Source organism: Phycisphaerae bacterium, from assembly GCA_024102815.1.
Classification (GTDB): domain Bacteria; phylum Planctomycetota; class Phycisphaerae; order UBA1845; family UBA1845; genus JAGFJJ01.
Genome location: JAGFJJ010000076.1, coordinates 241,362 through 259,717, shown reverse-complemented (window position 1 = coordinate 259,717; position 18,356 = coordinate 241,362). Strand labels below are relative to the sequence as shown.

General features: G+C 63.2%; 14 protein-coding genes and 1 pseudogene. 6 read left to right on the top strand and 9 right to left on the bottom strand.

From position 1 onward, the window contains the following. Nucleotides 1–17: 17 nt before the first annotated feature. From J5J06_19670 to J5J06_19655, 4 genes and pseudogenes are all read left to right on the top strand, one after another. Nucleotides 18–2,141, top strand: coding sequence for a chloride channel protein (locus J5J06_19670; GenBank protein MCO6439314.1), 2,124 nt, complete (start codon nt 18–20; stop codon nt 2,139–2,141). 128 nt (nt 2,142–2,269) lie between these two features. Continuing rightward, nucleotides 2,270–2,866: a SurA N-terminal domain-containing protein gene (locus J5J06_19665; protein ID MCO6439313.1), complete on the top strand. Its 597-nt coding sequence runs from the start codon at nt 2,270–2,272 to the stop codon at nt 2,864–2,866. A gap of 6 nt (nt 2,867–2,872) precedes the next feature. Further along, nucleotides 2,873–3,301 (top strand): annotated as a pseudogene (locus J5J06_19660) (thioredoxin domain-containing protein). A 196-nt stretch (nt 3,302–3,497) separates the two neighbouring features. Then, complete coding sequence (locus J5J06_19655; protein MCO6439312.1) at nt 3,498–4,526, top strand: thioredoxin domain-containing protein; 1,029 nt, start codon at nt 3,498–3,500, stop codon at nt 4,524–4,526. Between the two features lie 89 nt (nt 4,527–4,615). Here J5J06_19655 and J5J06_19650 read toward each other — a convergent pair whose 3' ends face one another. The 4 genes from J5J06_19650 to J5J06_19635 form a co-directional block, all read right to left on the bottom strand. Further along, nucleotides 4,616–5,572: a prepilin-type N-terminal cleavage/methylation domain-containing protein gene (locus J5J06_19650; GenBank protein MCO6439311.1), complete on the bottom strand. Its 957-nt coding sequence runs from the start codon at nt 5,570–5,572 to the stop codon at nt 4,616–4,618. A gap of 206 nt (nt 5,573–5,778) precedes the next feature. Then, nucleotides 5,779–7,212: a hypothetical protein gene (locus J5J06_19645; protein ID MCO6439310.1), complete on the bottom strand. Its 1,434-nt coding sequence runs from the start codon at nt 7,210–7,212 to the stop codon at nt 5,779–5,781. Between the two features lie 126 nt (nt 7,213–7,338). Further along, the gene (locus tag J5J06_19640) at nt 7,339–7,746 is read right to left on the bottom strand and encodes a helix-hairpin-helix domain-containing protein (protein ID MCO6439309.1); all 408 of its coding nucleotides are present in this window, start codon (nt 7,744–7,746) and stop codon (nt 7,339–7,341) included. A 3-nt stretch (nt 7,747–7,749) separates the two neighbouring features. Further along, the gene (locus J5J06_19635; GenBank protein ID MCO6439308.1) at nt 7,750–9,270 is read right to left on the bottom strand and encodes an endo-1,4-beta-xylanase; all 1,521 of its coding nucleotides are present in this window, start codon (nt 9,268–9,270) and stop codon (nt 7,750–7,752) included. Nucleotides 9,271–9,388: 118 nt separating this feature from the next. Here J5J06_19635 and J5J06_19630 point away from each other — a divergent pair, with 118 nt between their 5' ends. Both J5J06_19630 and J5J06_19625 read left to right on the top strand, forming a co-directional pair. Then, nucleotides 9,389–10,456 carry a phosphoribosylaminoimidazolesuccinocarboxamide synthase gene (locus J5J06_19630; protein ID MCO6439307.1) on the top strand — a complete coding sequence of 356 codons (1,068 nt, stop codon included), beginning with the start codon at nt 9,389–9,391 and terminating at the stop codon, nt 10,454–10,456. A gap of 91 nt (nt 10,457–10,547) precedes the next feature. Next, nucleotides 10,548–10,928, top strand: coding sequence for a CoA-binding protein (locus tag J5J06_19625; GenBank protein ID MCO6439306.1), 381 nt, complete (start codon nt 10,548–10,550; stop codon nt 10,926–10,928). Between the two features lie 37 nt (nt 10,929–10,965). Here J5J06_19625 and J5J06_19620 read toward each other — a convergent pair whose 3' ends face one another. The 5 genes from J5J06_19620 to J5J06_19600 all read right to left on the bottom strand — a co-directional run bounded on the left by J5J06_19620 (nt 10,966) and on the right by J5J06_19600 (nt 18,265). Next, a complete protein-coding gene (locus J5J06_19620) occupies nt 10,966–11,910 on the bottom strand; it encodes a PKD domain-containing protein (GenBank protein MCO6439305.1) in 945 nt (314 codons plus the stop codon). Nucleotides 11,911–12,005: 95 nt separating this feature from the next. Next, nucleotides 12,006–14,408 carry a phenylalanine--tRNA ligase subunit beta gene (gene pheT / locus J5J06_19615; protein ID MCO6439304.1) on the bottom strand — a complete coding sequence of 801 codons (2,403 nt, stop codon included), beginning with the start codon at nt 14,406–14,408 and terminating at the stop codon, nt 12,006–12,008. A 16-nt stretch (nt 14,409–14,424) separates the two neighbouring features. After that, the gene (gene pheS / locus J5J06_19610; GenBank protein MCO6439303.1) at nt 14,425–15,564 is read right to left on the bottom strand and encodes a phenylalanine--tRNA ligase subunit alpha; all 1,140 of its coding nucleotides are present in this window, start codon (nt 15,562–15,564) and stop codon (nt 14,425–14,427) included. A 131-nt stretch (nt 15,565–15,695) separates the two neighbouring features. Further along, nucleotides 15,696–16,847, bottom strand: a complete 1,152-nt coding sequence (locus tag J5J06_19605; protein MCO6439302.1) for an iron-containing alcohol dehydrogenase — start codon at nt 16,845–16,847, stop codon at nt 15,696–15,698. Further along, nucleotides 16,844–18,265, bottom strand: a complete 1,422-nt coding sequence (locus tag J5J06_19600) for an aldehyde dehydrogenase (GenBank protein ID MCO6439301.1) — start codon at nt 18,263–18,265, stop codon at nt 16,844–16,846. Before J5J06_19600 ends, J5J06_19605 begins: the two co-directional genes overlap by 4 nt. Between the last annotated feature and the right edge of the window lie 91 nt (nt 18,266–18,356).

Below are 18,356 nucleotides of genomic sequence, written 5' to 3'. Positions count from 1 at the left end.
TCGAAATTGCAAGAGTCATGGCCAGGGAATTCGCATTCTTGCAGGACCTGCTCGTGCGTCTGCCGACTCCTCTCGCACGATGGGGTCGGCTGCTGGGGCTCTCCGTCATCGTTGGGGCTCTCGCGGGTATCGCTGCGCGCCTGCTCGAGCTTGGCCTGCACTTCGGAAGCGAACTGCTGATCGGACGATTCGCGCATCCCGGGGGGGCTGACGTACTCAATTTCCGCCCTGAATTGCTCATTCTTCCAGCGCTGGGCGGCCTGGCGTCGGGGCTGATCGTTTACTGGCTCTGCCCCAGCGTCCGGGGGCAGGGCACGGACCTGCTGATTCGCGCGTTCCACCGCGAAGGCGGCGTGATGCGCATCCGCGGGCCGGTGGTCAAGGCGGCGGCTTCGATCGGGGTCATTTCGTGCGGCGGTTCGGCCGGTCCGGAGGGGCCGATCGCGGCGCTGGGCGCGGCCATCGGCTCGGCGCTGGGGCGCGTGTTTACGCTCACGCCGCGCGAACGGCGAATTATGCTGCTCGCCGGTTGCGGGGCCGGTGTGGGCGCCATTTTCCAGTGCCCGCTCGGCGGAGCCCTTTTCGCCACCGGCGTGCTGTACCGTGACCCGGATTTCGAGACCGATGCCATCGTGCCGGCGTTCGTCGCCTCGGTCATCGGTTACTCGATTTACGGGTATACCCTGAACCTCAAATTCGTCGGTTACGGACAACACCTGTTCGAAGAGGCCGACCTGCTGGTGTTCCGGTCCCCGATGGAGCTCATCCCGTATGCGGTCCTGGGTCCGCTCTGTGGGCTCTTTTGCGCTGTGTACCGTTACGCCCTCGTGGGCGTGGAGCGAATCGCCCTGCGATCCAGACTGCCGTCCTGGCTGACGCCGGCGCTGGGCGGTCTGGCCACGGGACTGGTTGCGTGCGCACTGCCGCAGGTCATGGACGGTCAGTACTACTTCATTCGAAACGCCATGGACGGCAATTTCACCGGCGGATTTCAGGCGGCGTCCTGGTGGTGGTGGGCACTGCTGTTCGGTGCCGTGGCACTGGCGAAATGCGTGGCAACGGGTCTGACCATCGGGTCGGGCGCGTCCGGCGGCGTACTGGGACCGGCCGTGTTCATCGGCGGAGCGACGGGCGCGGTGCTTGGCGCGCTGATTCAGGCGGTCGGTCCGGAGCTGTTCACATCCGATCCCGAGAATCTCCGCCGAGCGCTGATTCCGGTGGGCATGGCCGGCGTCCTTGCCGCCAGCATGCGCATACCGCTGGCGTCGCTCGTGATGGTGACGGAAATGACGGGCAGCTACGAGCTGATCGTTCCGCTCATGCTGGTCTGCGTAACATCGTACGTCGTGGGACGGCGCTGGGGACTGAATGACGAACAGGTCCGCAGCGCGGCCGATTCGCCCGTTCATGCTGGCGACGCCATCGTCCACATGCTCGAGCAGTGGCACGTCCAGGATCTGGTCCGGACCGACTGGGCGGAGACGGTGCGGCCTGATGCGACGCTGAGCGACATGGTGGCGCGTATCCGCCCGGGAACGCGACCGGTGTTCGCGGTCACGGACAATGGGCGCATCGCGGGGCTCATTTCGGTACCGGATATTGAGCGCATCATGGAAGAACCGGGCGCGGCCGAGGTCATCATCGCCGCGGATATGATGACGCACGAACTTACTACGGTATATCCGGACGACGACGCCTATCATGCGCTGGCGATGATGAGCCGGGAGAACCACATCGTGCTGCCGGTGGTTTCGCGCGATCGCGAGCGTCGCTTCCTGGGCATGATGACCCGGGCGGACGTGTACGAGGCGGTGCGCCGCGAGTTTGACGCCATGCGGGCCGCACTGCTCTCCGAGCATGCGGGACTGGGTGTAATCGAGCACGAAGAGAAGCTCGACCAGATCGTCATGGGGGTATCATCGCGCAAGCGGGAAAACATCCAGCGGTTGCTCGTCCCGTTACAGGCGGTGGGCAAGTCTTTGCGGGAGTCGGACTTCCGGCGGCAGTTCGGCATTCAGGTGATTGCCATCGAGCTTCCCGACGGCTCCATTCAGTGCCCGCCCGACGCCGATGCCCCCCTGCGTACGGAACAGCGCCTGGTCGCCATTGTCACGGAGGAGGGTCAGGACGGGCGGTCGTGACGAGGCTGTGACGCGGAGAACCCGCGATTGAGTGCCGATTCTCGCATCGAAGGACCAAGCAGGATTTGGCATCGCCGCTGGATCTGGTAAGCTCAACAAGTACGTCCAATTGAAAGGAGAGTGCGCGCATGCAAGAAGTTCGACGGTTATTGACCCGGACGGTTTTCGTGGGGTTGCTCGTGGCAACCTCAACGACCGCCGCCTGGGGTCTATCGGGGAATGCAGACCCGAACGTGGCCGCTGTGGTCGGCGGCGAGAAGATTACGTATGCAGAGCTTGATACACATATCGCGAAGACCAACGCCAAGCTCGCCCAGGATCTGTACAACGCCCGCAAGGATGCGTTGGACGACGTGATCCTGGAGACGCTGCTCAAACCGGAAGCAAAGGCGAAGGGCGTGCCGGTCGAGGCCTATGTCGAGCAGCGCATTGCGGAGAAGGCCGGCGATATCACCGACGCCGAGGTGGAGGCGTTCTACAACCAGAACCAGGCTCGAATGGGCGGGCGCACACTGGAGCAGATTGCGGGCCAGATCCGCCAGTACCTCCAGACGCAGCGGCAGGGTTCGGCCAAGAGCGCGCTGTTGGCGGAGCTCAAGGCCAATACGAACGTGCGTGTGAATCTCGAGCCGCCTCGTCTTCAGGTTGCGGTCGGCCCCAATGACCCGACGAGAGGACCTAAGGACGCACCGGTCACCATCGTCGAGTTTTCGGAGTTTCAGTGACCGTTCTGCTCCAGGGTCGGTCCGACCCTTCAGCAGGTCAAGGAGACGTACGGCGACAAGGTTCGCTTCGTCTTCCGCCACTTCCCGCTTCCGATGCACAACCGAGCAACGCCGGCAGCCCTGGCTGCCGACTGCGCCAACGAGCAGGGCAAGTTCTGGGAGTATCACGACAAGCTGTTTGAGAATCAGCGCGCTCTCGAGGACGACAATCTCAGGACCTATGCCCAAGACGTCGGTCTGGACATGGACAAATTCAACGAATGCTACAATTCGAAGAAATACCAGTCAGACATCGACACGGACGTAGCCGAAGGGCGGGCACTCGGCGTGACAGGCACGCCGGCGTTCTTCATCAACGGCCGGTTCCTGTCCGGAGCCCAGCCGTTCGATGCGTTCAAGGCCATCATCGACGAGGAGCTGGCTCGAGCCCAGTAGTCAGTCACTCGCCATCAGAGAATCACGGCACCCGATTCGCCGGTATCGACCAGCGGATCGGGTGCCGTTGTTTTTTGATCGTTGCACGCACGGGGGAGACCGGCTTGGGCGCCGCCGGGTGGAATTGCGGGGATCGGGCTTGTGCCCGGTTCTGTTGTCCTCCAATGGAATGCAAACCTGAAAGGAGAGTGTTTGGATGCGAATGACCCGAAGTCTGACGAACTGGACAGTCGCCGGAGCGATCATCGCGGCCGTGACGACGAGTGCCTCGGCTCAAACGGGGAAAGCAGATTCGAACGTGGCCGCTGTGGTCGGCGGCGAGAAGATTACGTATGCAGAGCTTGATACACACATCGCGAAGACCAACGCCAAGCTCGCCCAGGATCTGTACAGCGCCCGCAAGGATGCGTTGGACGACCTGATCCTGGAGACGCTGCTCAAGCCGGAAGCGAAGGCGAAGAACGTGCCGGTCGATACGTATGTCGAGCAGCGCATCGCGGAGAAGGCCGGCGATATCACCGACGCCGAGGTGGAGGCGTTCTACAACCAGAACCAGGCCCGAATGGGCGGGCGCACGCTGGAGCAGATCGCGGGCCAGATCCGCCAGTATCTCCAGACGCAGCGACAGGGTTCCGCGAAGAACGCGCTGCTGGCGGAGGTCAAGGCCAATGCGAGCGTTCGCGTGAATCTCGAGCCGCCCCGCCTCCAGGTGGCCGTGGGTCCGAACGACCCCGTCAAGGGCCCCAGCGACGCACCGGTCACCATCGTGGAATTTTCCGACTTCCAGTGCCCATTCTGTTCGCGCGTCGGTCCTACGCTCAAGCAGATTGAGGATACGTACGGCGACAAGGTCCGGATCTCCTTCCGCGATTTCATTCTGCCCATGCACAACCGGGCCATGCCCGCGGCGCTTGCCGCCCAGTGCGCCAACGAGCAGGGCAAATTCTGGGATTACCACGACAAGCTCTTTGGCAATCAGCGGGCGCTCGAGGATGAGAATCTCAAGAGCTACGCACAGGACATCGGTCTGGACATGAACAAGTTCAACGAGTGCTATAACTCGAAGGAATATCAGTCCGAGATCGAGAAGGACATGTCTCGGGGCCGGGAACTGGGCGTGACGGGTACGCCGGCGTTCTTCATCAACGGCCGGTTTCTTTCCGGAGCGCAGCCGTTCGATGCGTTCAAGGCCATCATCAATGAAGAACTGGAGCGAACGCAGTAGCCCCAGACTTCATACGGAGAAACAAGGCACCCGAGTCACCGATTTCGCGCGGTGGCTCGGGTGTTCTTCTGTAGTTTGCAGCAGTTCTGCTACTGGATTCCGTCGACGGTCCAGGCGACGTCTCGGCCCAAGCCCGACCACATCTTGTTGTTGCCCTCGAACCCGATGATCCCGTCCTCGGCTACGTCGTACCCCAGCGATTCCAGTGTCTGACCGCCGGCGTGTCCGTCCACCCAGAGCACGCTGCCCTTGTCGCCATGCCGGGGGTGAACGGCCGATCGAGCCGGTGGGCTGTGATCCAGGTCGGCCATTTCGCCGCGCTGATCATCCACCCGGGGTGGATCGAGATTGAAGCCTTCGTTCCCGTAGCGATCGACATCGCGGGCGTTGTCCTCGTATTGCCCCCGCTTGCGCAGCGGGAACGACGCGGCGGTTCCCATGCTGTCACCGGCGGCCACGGTGGAACTGGTGAAACCAATGCGCGAAAGCGGCACGGGCCAGTTCTTGTAGGATCGGAGGCGGTTCTCATCGCGAAGACGCGAGTTGCCCAGGAACTGGTAATTCCAGCCGTAAGCGCCATTACGCTCGTCTCGCCAGTCGGAGACGGCCGGGCACACGTACACATTGCTGCTATAGTTCTGGCGGCCGCCGCTCTCGCCGAAGCGGTCCACGTCATCGTTGCAGGTTTGGGGATCGTCAAATGCCGGGACCCCGACGGCGCTGCCGAGGATCGCCAGGAACGTGGGGCGGTATTTCTTGCCGCCCTCGATCTTCACGGTCACGTTGCAGTCATCGACCTTGGGCAAGCGGCCGGGTGGAAGCACGCCGGCGTTGTCGTTGGCGTAGAGGGAAATGCCCTGCCCGATTGTTCGCAGGTTCGTCAGGCACACCGTCGATTTGGCCTGCCCGCGTGCCCGCCCCAGCGCCGGCAGCAGGATACTGATGAGCAGACCGATGATCGCAATGACCACGAGCAGCTCGATGAGCGTGAAACCCCGGGACGGCAGTCGGAAGCCCAGTGTTGTTCTCCAGCCCTTCCTTGGCAATCCGGTGTCCAGGACCTGAACCACGCGTTCTTGCGCCAAGACAATGCTCCCCACGCGTTTCAGTTGATCCGCGCTCCTCACTCGGTCCGTTCCCTCGGCAAATTGACGCTGGCGATTCGTTTTCTTCAGGGTGACGAATAGCGGGAATGACCAAGTAGCGTCAGACTATCGAAAGCGCATACATCCTTCAAGATCTGTGTAGCAGGTCATGGTGGCGGCTGTTGGACCGGCGGGTCAAGAAGTCCCGCCAGAACGCTGGTCGTCACGGGTACGCCGGCATTCTCCCAACGCGAAATTTCCGCATGACCACACGTGAACACGCCACGATAAAGGCGTTGGCGGTCGACAAGCACATACCGCGCCGCATTTTGGACACAGGCCACGGCGATCAGCAGAGAAACGACCCAGGCGCGAACACGTCTACGCGCTCCCCACTCCAGGGCGGCCGCCAATCCCCAGGCAATAAGAACGAACGCGTGGGAATAGCGCCGGGAATATCCGGGAACGTACGCTGCACTGTAAATCCAAACGGACAATGCCATCGCCAGGAGCAGCGCGCAAGGAACAATTCGGTCTGCACGCCGCCATGCATCGTAGATCGTGGCGGCTATGGCCAACGCCATAATCGGGTAGACCACGAGAAGCCCGCTTCGCGGCTGGAGAATCTCGACGAAAACATGCGGCGAGAACCAATTGCCCGGCGCGTAATTCTGACCCACGCGCCCCAGGACGGTTCCATCCGTGGCGAGGTTGACCAGCACCTGTGGCGTGAGACAAGTGGCGGCAACAAGAACTGCAACCGCCGCCAGAATCATCGGCATGAACCGGCTGGGTCCTGCGTCTTGGTCACGGCGCGCAAGTATCCACAATCCCGGAAACAGCATCATCAGCGGTATAGAGACCCAGACGACATCATAGTAGCGCACCGCCACCATCATGCCGGTGGAGAGTCCCAGCGCAACCGCCCGCCACGGCGTCCAGCCGCAGCGGCGAATGGTGTCGGCCGCAAGCACCATTCCCGAGGCCAATGTAATTTCGACGGCGTGCGACATGGTGGGCTCGGCGCTGACGAAGTACAGCGCACTGGTCGAGAGCCAAGCGGCTGCCGTCGCCACCGCGGCGAGGTCCGAGGAAAAGTACCGCGACAGCAAGACATAGGTCAGCAGGACGCCGGCCACGCCGAACAGGCTGAGCCCGAGCGGAACGACAACGTGGTAGTATCTGCTGAAGCCATCTCGGGGCAACGGATGGAAGCCCATCGCGTTATGCGCCAGGGTCATGCCGTCGGCCAGTGCCAGGAAGGGGAGGGCAATCAGTGACACGCCGACCTGATGGGCCACCGAAACACGTCCCGCGGAGCTGACGAGGTCGAGGTATGTCTGACGCTGGTTCAACCCCGGCGCTTCAAGGAGGTTGTTTCGATAGTCGCAGTCGCCGTCAAGATACCATGAGTGGGCGTGCACGTAATACAGGTAGCCGTCCGTCGCAAAATGCATGCGCTCGTAACGGAGGCAGGCATGCATGCGCAGCAGCACTGCGGCGACGACAACGGCCGCCAGAACAAACGTGGCGGTCCGTCCCCGCAACGACGACACGGCCGGTGATTGACCCCAGATCATGCCGGTGGATGCGCTGGTCATCCGTACTTCGCCCCGTCGGTCCGCGGATCGGGCGGACTGATTCAAGGACGTCGTCCAATCACATTCGCTCCGCTACGACCGATAGTGTTGTTTCGGAGGAGGACGGCAACGGCTTGAGCGGCGAGGTCAGGCGCCCGGAGGAAACCGCAGATAAGGGCCGATGCGTTTCAGGGTCACCGGGCCAATGCCGGGAACGGCATCCAGATCGGACACGTTGCGGAAGACGGGGACGTCGGGACTTTCCATCCGGGTCCGCCGCTCCTCCCGGTAGTCCACGATCCGCCGCGAAAGACTCGGCCCGATGCGCGGCAAGACCGTCAGTTCCCACCATGGCGCCGTGTTGGGGTCGATCGACTGAGCAACCTTGCCATGGTCGGCGTGACTCGAAGCGATGCTTCGCCACGCCGCCCAGCTTGTGCCGACAAGAAAGATCACCAAGGTCAGCAAGAAGACGCGGCGAACGGCCGGAACGGAAGCCTCGTCAGTCGTGGATCGGATCGCATCCGGGACCGCTTCACTGTCGCATCGGTTCATCGATCACAACCCGCCGCGACGTCCGCGGCGCGACGAGAGGCGCTTGGAGCGCAGCTCGACGAGTTCCTGGTAGGCGCGCTTGGGGACCATGTCGCTGCGAATCAGTCCTCCCGAAGGTATGACGTCGCCGGATTGATCCACGAGGCTGTGCCAAGAAACGGACTCGACCATGGGCTTGCTCAGGGCCGTGGTCACGAATCGCCGGACCCACTCGGCCTGAATGTCTTCGTTCCAAGGCCCGTGCCAGAATCCACCGTCTGTTCCGCCACCCTTGGATGGCACCTGCGCAGCGGTTACGTGAATTGGCCTGCCCAGCTTGACGTAGGCATCCAACAGGGAAGAAATCTGGAACATGTCGCGGGCAATCATGCCATCGCGGGCCGCCCCGAAAGTCAGGCGCAAGCCGAATCCGTCGAAGGGGATTCCACTCTGCACGACCATGTCCGCGAACAGCAGTGGCGGAATCGTCCGCTGATTCCGTGCGTAGTACTCTCCCCAGGGCTCTACGATTTCGATCAACCCGGTGCTGCGTGGCGCAGTCTGCTTGACCACGGCCGCGGCCATTCGGGTTAGTTCCATGATCTGCTCGAAGTTGAAGGGGAAGCAGTTGGCACCATGGATTCCGCTGACGAGGTCCCAAGACTGGATATGCTGCCCGTAGCGGTGAATGACCCGTCGGACGTGCTCGAAAGCGAGATCGCGGATGGTATCGAAGTCGTGCTCCCACATGTAGAGCCAGTCGGGAACGTCGCCTTCGCGAAACGACAGCAAGGCCGATCCGCGTATGGGCACGCGATCGCGGGCAAGCCCCTCGACCCACGCATCCAGTTCCTTCCATTGGAACGTCTGCTCGTCGCGCTCGATGTCGCGCCAGGAGAGCGGAACCGTGACAAAATCGAAGGCGGGAGCGATATGCGGCCGCACCGTGTCGAACGGCTGGTCGAGGGGAACACGGCAACCCAGCGGACGGCGGGGCATTTCCACCGCCTGTCGCCGGGCCTCCAGCGATTTCTCGGCGACGTAGTCGCAGGCTAGTTCGCTGACCTGACCGGCGCGATCCAGGGACTGCTGCCCCAGAACAGCCGCCTTCTCGTCCGAATCCGCTTGCAATGCCTTGATGAGCAGGTCGCGGGCCTGGTTGAGGGGACCGAGGAGTTTCCGGTTGGCCTCCGGCTCCAGAAGGAGCCCCCAGTCCTCCAGTTTCTGGTTCACGCGGAGAAGCCGCCCCCGGGCAAGTTCTACTTGAAGAACGTACGGATGCTTTCGCTCCTGGAGGCGCACGGTCTCGGTCAGGATTCGGCCGGCTCCTTCCACATCCCAGCAGAGGGCCAGTCCTGCCGGCCCAGCGGCTCGCTTCGTGCACTGGAGGATGCCGTCGCGAAACGCGACCTCGGCGCGCAGGGGAACGTCGTCGCTGCCGATCACGAACGCACCGGTAAGGTCCACGGACTGGGCCGCGCGACCTTCCTGAAAAACCTGAAATGCCAGCATGCGATCCGTTTCGCCGAAGTTTGAACCGTCCACTCCGGCAGACCCACGTTCGAGGGCTTACCGGCAACCACCGTCGAAACCGCGCAGGCGCAGCCAGCCGACCGTACCATCGGCATGACACCCGGCGGATACCATCCCCTTTCCTCCCATTATGGCGGAGGAGAGCGTCTGCGTCGAGCCGCGGAGAATCCGGCATGATTGGCGGCCGGGGGGACTTCGCTTCGGTCGCGATCTGCCCTACATTCATTCAGGTGCATCGATCCGCGAGAATGTCGTTCGCCGGAAGGGACTCTGCGCGACACCACCCCGGAGTCAGACGTTGGGCGCCGAACCCCCTGCTATCGTAACGGAAACCGACCTTCCCGGCGTACCTCGCCGGCAGGGGAAGGTTCGAGACATTTACGATCTCGGAGCGGAGATCCTGCTCGTCGCCACGGACCGCATCAGCGCGTACGACGTGGTGCTGCCCACACCGATTCCCGGCAAGGGAGCGATGCTCACGCGAATTGCGGCGTTCTGGTTCGATTTCTTCGCCGACGTTCCACACCACTTGATCGAGGTCATCGAGGACCGTGCTCCGTCCGGTTTGGAGCAGCACCTTGGCATTCTCCGCGGGCGCACCATGCGCTGCCGCAAGACAAATGTTGTGCCCATCGAGTGCGTCGTGCGCGGATACCTTGCCGGGTCAGGCTGGAGTGATTACTGCCGCAATGGAGCTATCTGCGGCGTCTCCTTGCCGCCGGGGCTTCGCCAGTGTGAGAAATTGCCCGAGCCGATTTTTACTCCCGCGACCAAGGCCGTGGCCGGACACGACGAGAATATCTCCTTCGAACAGGCCTGCGAGGCTGTTGGTGGCGAAACCATGGTGCGCCTGCGAGAGCGGAGCATCGACCTGTACCGCCGCGCGGCCGACCACGCCGCAAGCCGCGGCATCCTCCTGGCGGATACGAAATTCGAATGGGGCGAAGCCGGCGGCGAATACCTGCTGATCGACGAAGTGCTCACGCCGGACTCCTCGCGATTCTGGCCGGCGGACCGCTACGAACCGGGCCGGGACCAGGAGAGCTTCGACAAGCAGTATGTGCGCAACTACCTCGCGACACTGGTCGAGGCGGGAAAGTGGAACAAGAATCCACCGGGTCCGGAACTTCCCGATGAGGTCGTACGCAACACGGTTTCGCGCTATCGCGAGGCGGCGCAACGCCTGACTGCACCGTGAGCGGCCTTCCGCGCGGTGCAACGCTTCTCTCGGGACGCGCATCAGAAGGAAAAGAACAGATCGAGAATCGACACTTGAAGGAGCCAGGAAGATGTCGCGCAAGACCGTTGCCGTACTGGGCGCCTCGGCCGATCGCAGCAAGTTCAGCAACAAGGCCGTCCGCGCATACATCGAGCAGGGATGGGAGGTTTACCCGGTAAATCCCAAGGGTGGGGAGATCGAAGGCCTGACCGCGTACGCGCGCTTGACAGAGATTCCCGTCAAGCTCGATCGAATCACCGTTTATCTGCCGCCGAAGGTCACGCTGGCGGCGTTGGACGACATCGCGAGGGTCCAGGCGGGAGAGGTGTTTATCAATCCCGGCGCGGAAAATGACGAGGTGATCGATAAGGCGAGGGAGCTGGGTGTTGAGCCCATTCTGGCTTGCAGCATTGTGGACATCGGCGTCACGCCGGGAAGGTATCCCGGGTAGCGCCGCGCCCGGATCCTCCGAATTGTCGCCTCGCGAATCACGGAACGCGAACTTCCACAGAACGGGTCAGCGGCTCGCCCCGCTGCGGCGTTACCGTGAGCTGAACGCGATACGTCCCGGCCGCGCCGTAGCGGTGCTCCGGCGCCGACACCGGTGACTGCTCGCCATCGCCAAACTCCCAGAGATAATGGGCGGGGTCGAAGCTGGCCCGCAGGCTGAACTTCCGCGAGAGCGGATCACCATCCGATGCCGGCGACGCGACGATCAATGCCCACGGATCCTTGCGGATGACCGACTCGAAGAAGGCGATCACGTCGTCCACATCTTCGGCCCGATGCCGACCGCCCGCTTCCCGGCGCACGTTGACCGCATGATCGAAGAGCCACTCGGCCAGCTTCTTTCCGTGCCGTCCGCGGATGGCGTCGTCCGTGGAATAGGCCACGAGCACGGGCTGATGCACGTTCACCTCGGCCACCGCCGGAGCGGGATAGTCATCATTGATTTTCGGCTGCACCAAAGCCACGGCACGAAAGACGTCCGCGTTTCGCAGCCCGGCGTACATTGCCGCCGACACACCGGAACCGTATCCGTAGATGAATATGCGATCCGGCGAAATCGTATGTGCCGCCTGGACGTGGCGGATCGTCTTGAGGATGTGTCGCTCGTCGGCAGCCAGTCGTTGAGATTCCTGATCGCCTGCCCCAAGCAGCGAGCCACGCCCGGATGCGAGCTTCGGCGCCACCACGAGGAAACCCTGCGACTCCGCCGCCGACGCCCAGTGACGAATCTGGGCCGCGGGAGAATCACCAAAACGTCCATGGCAGACGACAATCAGCGGCCAGGCCTGGTTGCGATCGTAGATGGAAGGCCGGTAGAGAAGATACTCCCCGCCGAGTTCGGGTTCCACCGCAGGGCGAATCGGTTCCGGTGCGTCGATGGAGAGCTCGTTCAGACACCCGCCGGAAAGTAGCGCAAGAAGCAACGGCAGACACCGCCGGAATGTTCGAGCTCGCCCCTCTCCTGGGTTCGTCCCAATCCCGGGAATTGCCGTTCGTGTCAAACGCGAATTCGTCCCGCTCATTTGCGAATCTCATATCCGAATCGGGCGAGGTGCTCCTCGAACTGGCGGACGAACGAGATGGTGTCATCCTCCACAAGCGTGCGTTCGTCATCACCGACGACCGCGCGAATGGTGATGCTTCGCCGTCCCGGTCCGATGCTCTCACCCTCGTAGCTGCCCACGAAGCGCACATACTTCAGCAGCGGGTGCTCAAACGCTGAAACGTGCTCCACCACGCGGGCGTAACGCTCACTGCCGGGAACCACGAAGGAGAAATCAAGTTCCACCCGGGGAAACGCCGGAATGCCCGCCAGGGGTTCCACACGGGGCGCGATCTCCACGAACGCGCTCAGGTCGATCTCGGCCCAGGCGATGCCCCAGGGCACGAGATGTTCATCCATCGCCTGACGAAGTGACAGATCGACGACACTGACCCGCCCCATGTCCCGTCCGTCAACGGTAACGCCGGCCGTCTGGTGAATGTGCTCCCAGGGGCACCGGCGATCCGCCTCCACCTTCCTGAAGTGAACCTGCCGGGCAAGGCGGTCCCAGACCCAGCCCTCCAACGCGCCCTTCAGACGATCGTACAGCTCGCGCTCCACGCGACGCCCTCGCCGAGCCAGGATCAGCCCGAGATGACGGATCTCGCGATCACCCTCCGCCGAGCGCTCGAACACGCTGCCCAGCTCCATGATGGAAAGTTTGGGAAAGTGAAAGCGGTTCAGAGCCACGGCCGCCAGCAATCCGGACTGCAGCGACCAGCGAAGTTGTTCCTGTCCCTCTGCCGGCGGATTGCGCAGCGTGATGCACGATCCCGTCTCGACGCCGAGTTGTGCTATCCAGGGAGCATTAAACCACAGATAGCTCTGAATCTCGTGGAAATCGTATGCCGTGGCGAAATACGCCAGGGTACGCTGCTCGAGCTCGTGCAGTGCGTTTGGCGCAAACCGGCGAATGCTGACCACAGGCATCTGCGGCTGAATTTCGTTATATCCCGCGCGACGGGCGAGCTCTTCGATCACGTCGGCTTCGATGGACACGTCGCCGGTTGCGCGGAACGTCGGCACGTCCACCGACCAGCGATCGCCCGCGGAGCGGACGCGAAAGGCCAACGGCTCGAGCAAACGACGCGCTTCGTCCACACCGACGCCCCGGCCCAAAGCGCGATCGACATGATCGGGCCGGACCGCCACGCGAAGCGGATCGCGCGGTTCCGGATAGTCATCCGACAGACGGCTTTCGATACCCAACCGGGAGTAAATCTGCGAAGCCAGGAACAGGAACCGGCGGATGCCCAGAACCGTATTCTCAGGATCGAGCGACTTTTCAAAACGGGCGCTCGCGTCCGTGCGCATTCCCAGCCGTTGCGCCGTCCGACGAATCGTCGCGGCGTCAAAGTTGGCTGATTCCAGCAGGAGGCGGGACGTTCGCTCGGATACCTCTGTTTCCAGTCCCCCCATCACCCCCGCCAGCGCAATCGACTCCCCCTTGCGCTTGATCATCAGCGTCTGTGAATCGAGCGTACGCTCCACGCCGTCCAGCGTCGTGAATGATTCGCCGTCCGCCGCCCAATCCACCTCGATGCGGTCCACGAGCTCGGCATCAAAGGCATGCATGGGCTGGCCGAGATCGGCCATGACGTAGTTCGTCAGATCGACCAGACCCGAGATCGGTCTCATCCCCACGTGCCCCAGGCGAAGCTGCATCCAGAGCGGCGCCGGTTGCGTGGGAACGCCGGACAGCACGATCGCGCTGTAACGCGGGCACGCCGCGGCATCGGCAATTGAAATGGCAACCGTGGGCAGGCCGCGGTCGTTGAGATCGTCGCTCGATACCACCGGATAGGGCTTCAAGGGCAGCCCCAGGAGCGCGGCGATCTCTCGAGCCACACCGTAGTGTCCCCACAGATCGGGACGATTGGTGATTGCCTTGTTGTCGATTTCCACGATCCAGTCATCGAAGGGCACCGTGGAAAGCGCCTGTCCGGGCCGCACGGAATCGTCCAGAAACACCGCCTCCTGCGCGGCCATGGCAATGCCCACGGATTCTCCGGGCAGGACCATGCCCGTGCTGGTTCGCCCCGCGACGTTTGCGGAGTTAATCGTTCCCAGACCCGCCACGGAGGCCCCCGGGGGCGCGTAAACGACGTTCGAGTGCACGTGTATCGCGGGAGCGGCCGACACCGTCTCCACCCGACGTCCGCCGCCGACATCCAATGTCACGAGCCGGAGGTTGCGCGTGCCAGGAAGATGCTCGGCTTTGAGCACGCAGGCGGCGATCAATCCTTGAGCACGTACCGAAATTGGACGGACGTCGTCGACCTCCGCGACCGAGACGGTAAAGCGCTCGCCGAGCTCCCGGGGATCGAGGTCGGGGGGCAGATCAACGTAGTCGCGGAGCCAATTGAGCGACAATTGCATGGCGTGATCCGTAGATTCAAATCGCGGAGATTTCGCGCCCCCCGTTGCGCGCCAGCAACGGCCCGCCCAGGCGCTCGGGCGAAATCAGTGCCCGAAGATCGCCCGAGTTGAGTACGCGAATGTCGCGTATGCCGAACTTCATCATCGCCAGCCGGGTCAGGCCGAGTCCGAATGCAAACCCGGAGTACTCCCCGGGGTCGATGCCCCCTGCGGTCAGCACGTTGGGATGAACCATGCCCGCAGGAAGGATCTCAATCCACCCCGAACGCTTGCAGGTCGGACAACCCTCGCCCCGGCAAATCTGGCAGTTCATGTCGATTTCAATCCCGGGCTCCACGAACGGGAAAAACCCGGGACGGACCCGCAATTGCACCTCGCGATGCATCACCTCGCTGAGCAGCGTACGCGCCATGGCGATCAGGTTGCCGATCGAGATGTCGCGGTCGATGAGCAGGCCCTCGACCTGGTGAAACGAATTCTCGTGCGAGGCGTCCAGCGTCTCGTAGCGAAAGCACCGCCCCGGAGCGATGATCCGAAGCGGCGCGCCGAACTTCTTCATCGCCCGGTGCTGCACCGGCGACGTATGCGTCCGCAGGACCATGTCATTGTCCAGCCAGAAGGTATCCTGCATGTCCCGCGCGGGATGCGAGGCGGGAATGTTGAGGGCCTCGAAGTTGTTGAACTCCGACTCCATCTCCGGACCGGCCTCGACCGTGAAGCCCAGCCGCTCGAATATCCGCTCGATTTCCCACTGCACGACGGTAACCGGATGAACGCTGCCCATCGGCTCGCGCTCACCGGGCAAGGTCGGATCGAACGACTCTGCCGCCCGAGCCTCAGCCGCTGCGGCTGCCGCATGGAGCTCCTCGAGCCGTGCGTCGATCAGCCCCTTGATCCGCTCCTTTGCCTCGTTGACCGTCTTGCCGACCTGCCCGCGCTCGGCGGAAGGATAGTCCTTGATGGCGCCGATCAGGGATCCCAGTGAACCGCTCTTGCCCAGAACGCGCGATTCCAGCCCGCGCAGGGCATCGGCGTGTTGCAGGCCCGGAATCGCCCCCCGGACCTCCTGCTCGATCGCCGCAATGCTGTTTCTCAATTCGTCCAAGGTCACGTGGAATCTACCGGGAACCCGCGCCGCGCCGGGGCCCTCCGCCATCGAACATACACCAGCCCAGGTGACGCAAACCGCGTCAGGCCAAGTACTTCAGCCGCCGCCGGGCGGGTCAGCTTAGAGGCGGGTGACGACCCACGCAAGCGGACCGCACGCCTGCGTTGATCGGCGACGCCCTACGCAACGGCGCGATAGATTCTCAGAAGATCCCTCGGCGCCGCCGGCCGAGGATTGAACCCCGCCGTCCACTGTTTGGCCGCGAGTTCCGCGAGACGCGGCAGGGATTCCTCTGGAATGCCGTACTCCCGAAGCCGGCGCGGAATGGATGCCGTATCAAGCAAGGCTTCAAGCCGCAGAGCGAGGCGCTCGGGATCGTCGCAGAGATCGGCGTAGGGATTCGCGCCCCGTTCGGCGTTGAACCGCACCACCGCCGGCAGCATTAGACCGACAGCCCGGCCGTGAGTCATGCCAAACTCCGAAGTTAGCGGATTCGCGCACGCATGGCCCGCTCCGAGCATGGCGTTCTCGATCGCTGCACCAGCCAGATGCGCTCCGAGGAGCATGGCCGCCCGTGCGTCGTCGTCGGCGGGATTGGTCATCGCCCGCTCGAAGGCCCCGTCCAGCAGACGCCAGGCTTCCCGGGAAAAAGCCCGCGAGACGTCATTCCGAGCCGTCGATCCGGACGACTCCAACGCGTGCGTTACGGCGTCGATTCCCGCGGCAGCGGCGACAGCAGGCGGCTGGCTCCGCGTGAGCTCCGGGTCGAGAATCGCCACGCGGGGCCGCAGGCCGCCCTTTCGCGGATGTCGGCGATCGCCGCAAGCCATTTTCTGGTGAGTCGTTGCATCGCTGATCAGGGCAAATGATTGCGCCTCGCTTCCTGTACCGGCCGTGGTCGGGATTGCGATCATCGGCCGCATCGGACGAACCGCCTTGTCGACGCCCCAATATTCCGCAACCTGGCCACCATTGGAGAGCAGCAGATTGATGCCCTTGGCGCAATCCATCGCGCTTCCCCCGCCGAGGGCGACGAGGAAATCGACATCGGCGTCGCGGGCGGCGCCCAGGCCATTCTCAACGTGAGCAGTCGTAGGGTTTTCGGACACGCGATCGAATACGGACGTCACCAGGCCCGCTTCGCACAGCGACGCTTCGGCGCGACCCACGTGGCCCGCTTCCCGAATGCCCGGATCCGTCACCAGCAGCACGCGCTGCGCGCCCTCCTCGCGAGCCAGCGCGCCGAGCTTTGTCAGGCCACAGGCGCCGAAAACGACGTGGACGGGGCTGTGCTCGAGGACAGCCGGCAGCGATGGACCCTTGTCCGTCATGCTGCGGGCTCTGTCTGAAATGCACGCTGGCGATAAAGCAACTCGAACAGGTTACCCTCGTGCGGCTGGTCCCACGCGATGCGCATGGTGGGGATGGGCCCCAGGTTGAGGCGATCGACGTTAGGGGAGTTCATCAGCGCCGTCTGAAGCGCCCGATCACCAGTGATCGCGCTGACCACCAGGGAAGGACCGATGGCCTCGGGCATTTTCGCCGTGGGGCACTCGACAATGGACGCAAACGGAAACAGGAACTCGCGATTGACCAGCGGATGCTCGCGATCGTCGCAGCGTACCACGGTGGGAAGCAACCAGGCCAGTCGCCCACGGCGCACGAGCCGATCCGTCCCTCGTCTGGATCGTGTCACATCAATGGCACCTTCAACGTGCAAACCGGCGTCGATCGACACCGAAATCGCCTCGGCCACCCTGGGGTTGGCAAACGCCGCCACCGATGCCTGTGGATCTTCCGCCGGAAGGGCCTCGATCTTGGCGAACCGCTCCGCCAGCGCCTCGGCGATTTCCCACCCATGGCGCGGAGTCCACACGCCGGAAGCGTTGATGCAGGATCGCCCGCCGTTGGCGGCAATCGACGCCTCGATCACATCCAGATACTTCTCCCAGTCTTCGGCCGTATCGTCGCCAAGAACAATCTTGCTGAAGCCCGGGCCGTGTACCTCGATCCGCGGATCGTTTACCCACGGACGAGTCGTGTTCGTATCACCGAAGACCATGCCGCGATCGACATTGCGCAAGAGCTCGCCGGAGCCGGCATGATCCGTGGGATAGAACCCGAACGCCTCGCGTGGAACACCGGCGGCGGAAAGTGCCTCGATCACCCGCAGCGGCGTCCACGGCTCCTCCCGGCCGGGTTTGAGTGCGACCGGCGCCTTCAGGGCGATCGCCGGGATCCATAGCGAGTGCACACCGGGCGAGTTGCTCGGCAGCACGACGCCGAAGCGCCGCCCGGCGCGGAAGTAGCTCAGCATTGAACCGGCGTTCTCGCCATAGCCGCGATCGAGGATGGAAAGATCGAACCCGCGCGTCAGTCCGCGAACGACCAGGTCGATCTCCGCGAGCACACGACGAACCTTCTCGGCATTGTTGCGGCAATAGGAGACGGGCATGCCCGTCGTGGCGGAGAGCAGGCGAATGTAATCATCGAAGGACTGCTGACTGTCCCCGCATGGCAAGTTTGCATTCGCAAACAATTCGGCGGCGCGCTGACAGAGGGCGAAGAGCTCGACGACGGAGAACCGCTCCAGAACGTCATCGGCCGTGCGGTGCAGGTCGCGGACAATAAGCCCGCTGTTCGCCTGGCTGACCAGTGCCACGACCTCGCCCGTGGCGTGATGAACGATCTCGGCCTTGTCGATGCTCTCGTAAGACTGGCCGAAGCGAAGGATGGGAAGGTGAAGCATCGATCGTGTCCCCTCGAATCGTTGCAGCCGGCAGAACGATCAGCGTTTCGGTGGAAGACAACAGACTCGCGATCCAACGATCAAGAAGCGG

Excerpts from the sequence above, each read along its gene's own strand:
- J5J06_19630 (MCO6439307.1), top strand. The coding sequence starts at position 9,389 with ATGGCGGAGGAGAGCGTCTGCGTCGAGCCGCGGAGAATCCGGCATGAT.
- pheT (MCO6439304.1), bottom strand. The coding sequence starts at position 14,408 with ATGCAATTGTCGCTCAATTGGCTCCGCGACTACGTTGATCTGCCCCCC.
- J5J06_19600 (MCO6439301.1), bottom strand. The coding sequence starts at position 18,265 with ATGCTTCACCTTCCCATCCTTCGCTTCGGCCAGTCTTACGAGAGCATC.
- J5J06_19670 (MCO6439314.1), top strand. The coding sequence starts at position 18 with ATGGCCAGGGAATTCGCATTCTTGCAGGACCTGCTCGTGCGTCTGCCG.
- J5J06_19665 (MCO6439313.1), top strand. The coding sequence starts at position 2,270 with ATGCAAGAAGTTCGACGGTTATTGACCCGGACGGTTTTCGTGGGGTTG.
- pheS (MCO6439303.1), bottom strand. The coding sequence starts at position 15,564 with ATGGCGGAGGGCCCCGGCGCGGCGCGGGTTCCCGGTAGATTCCACGTG.
- J5J06_19645 (MCO6439310.1), bottom strand. The coding sequence starts at position 7,212 with ATGACCAGCGCATCCACCGGCATGATCTGGGGTCAATCACCGGCCGTG.
- J5J06_19605 (MCO6439302.1), bottom strand. The coding sequence starts at position 16,847 with ATGACGGACAAGGGTCCATCGCTGCCGGCTGTCCTCGAGCACAGCCCC.
- J5J06_19640 (MCO6439309.1), bottom strand. The coding sequence starts at position 7,746 with ATGAACCGATGCGACAGTGAAGCGGTCCCGGATGCGATCCGATCCACG.
- J5J06_19625 (MCO6439306.1), top strand. The coding sequence starts at position 10,548 with ATGTCGCGCAAGACCGTTGCCGTACTGGGCGCCTCGGCCGATCGCAGC.
- J5J06_19655 (MCO6439312.1), top strand. The coding sequence starts at position 3,498 with ATGCGAATGACCCGAAGTCTGACGAACTGGACAGTCGCCGGAGCGATC.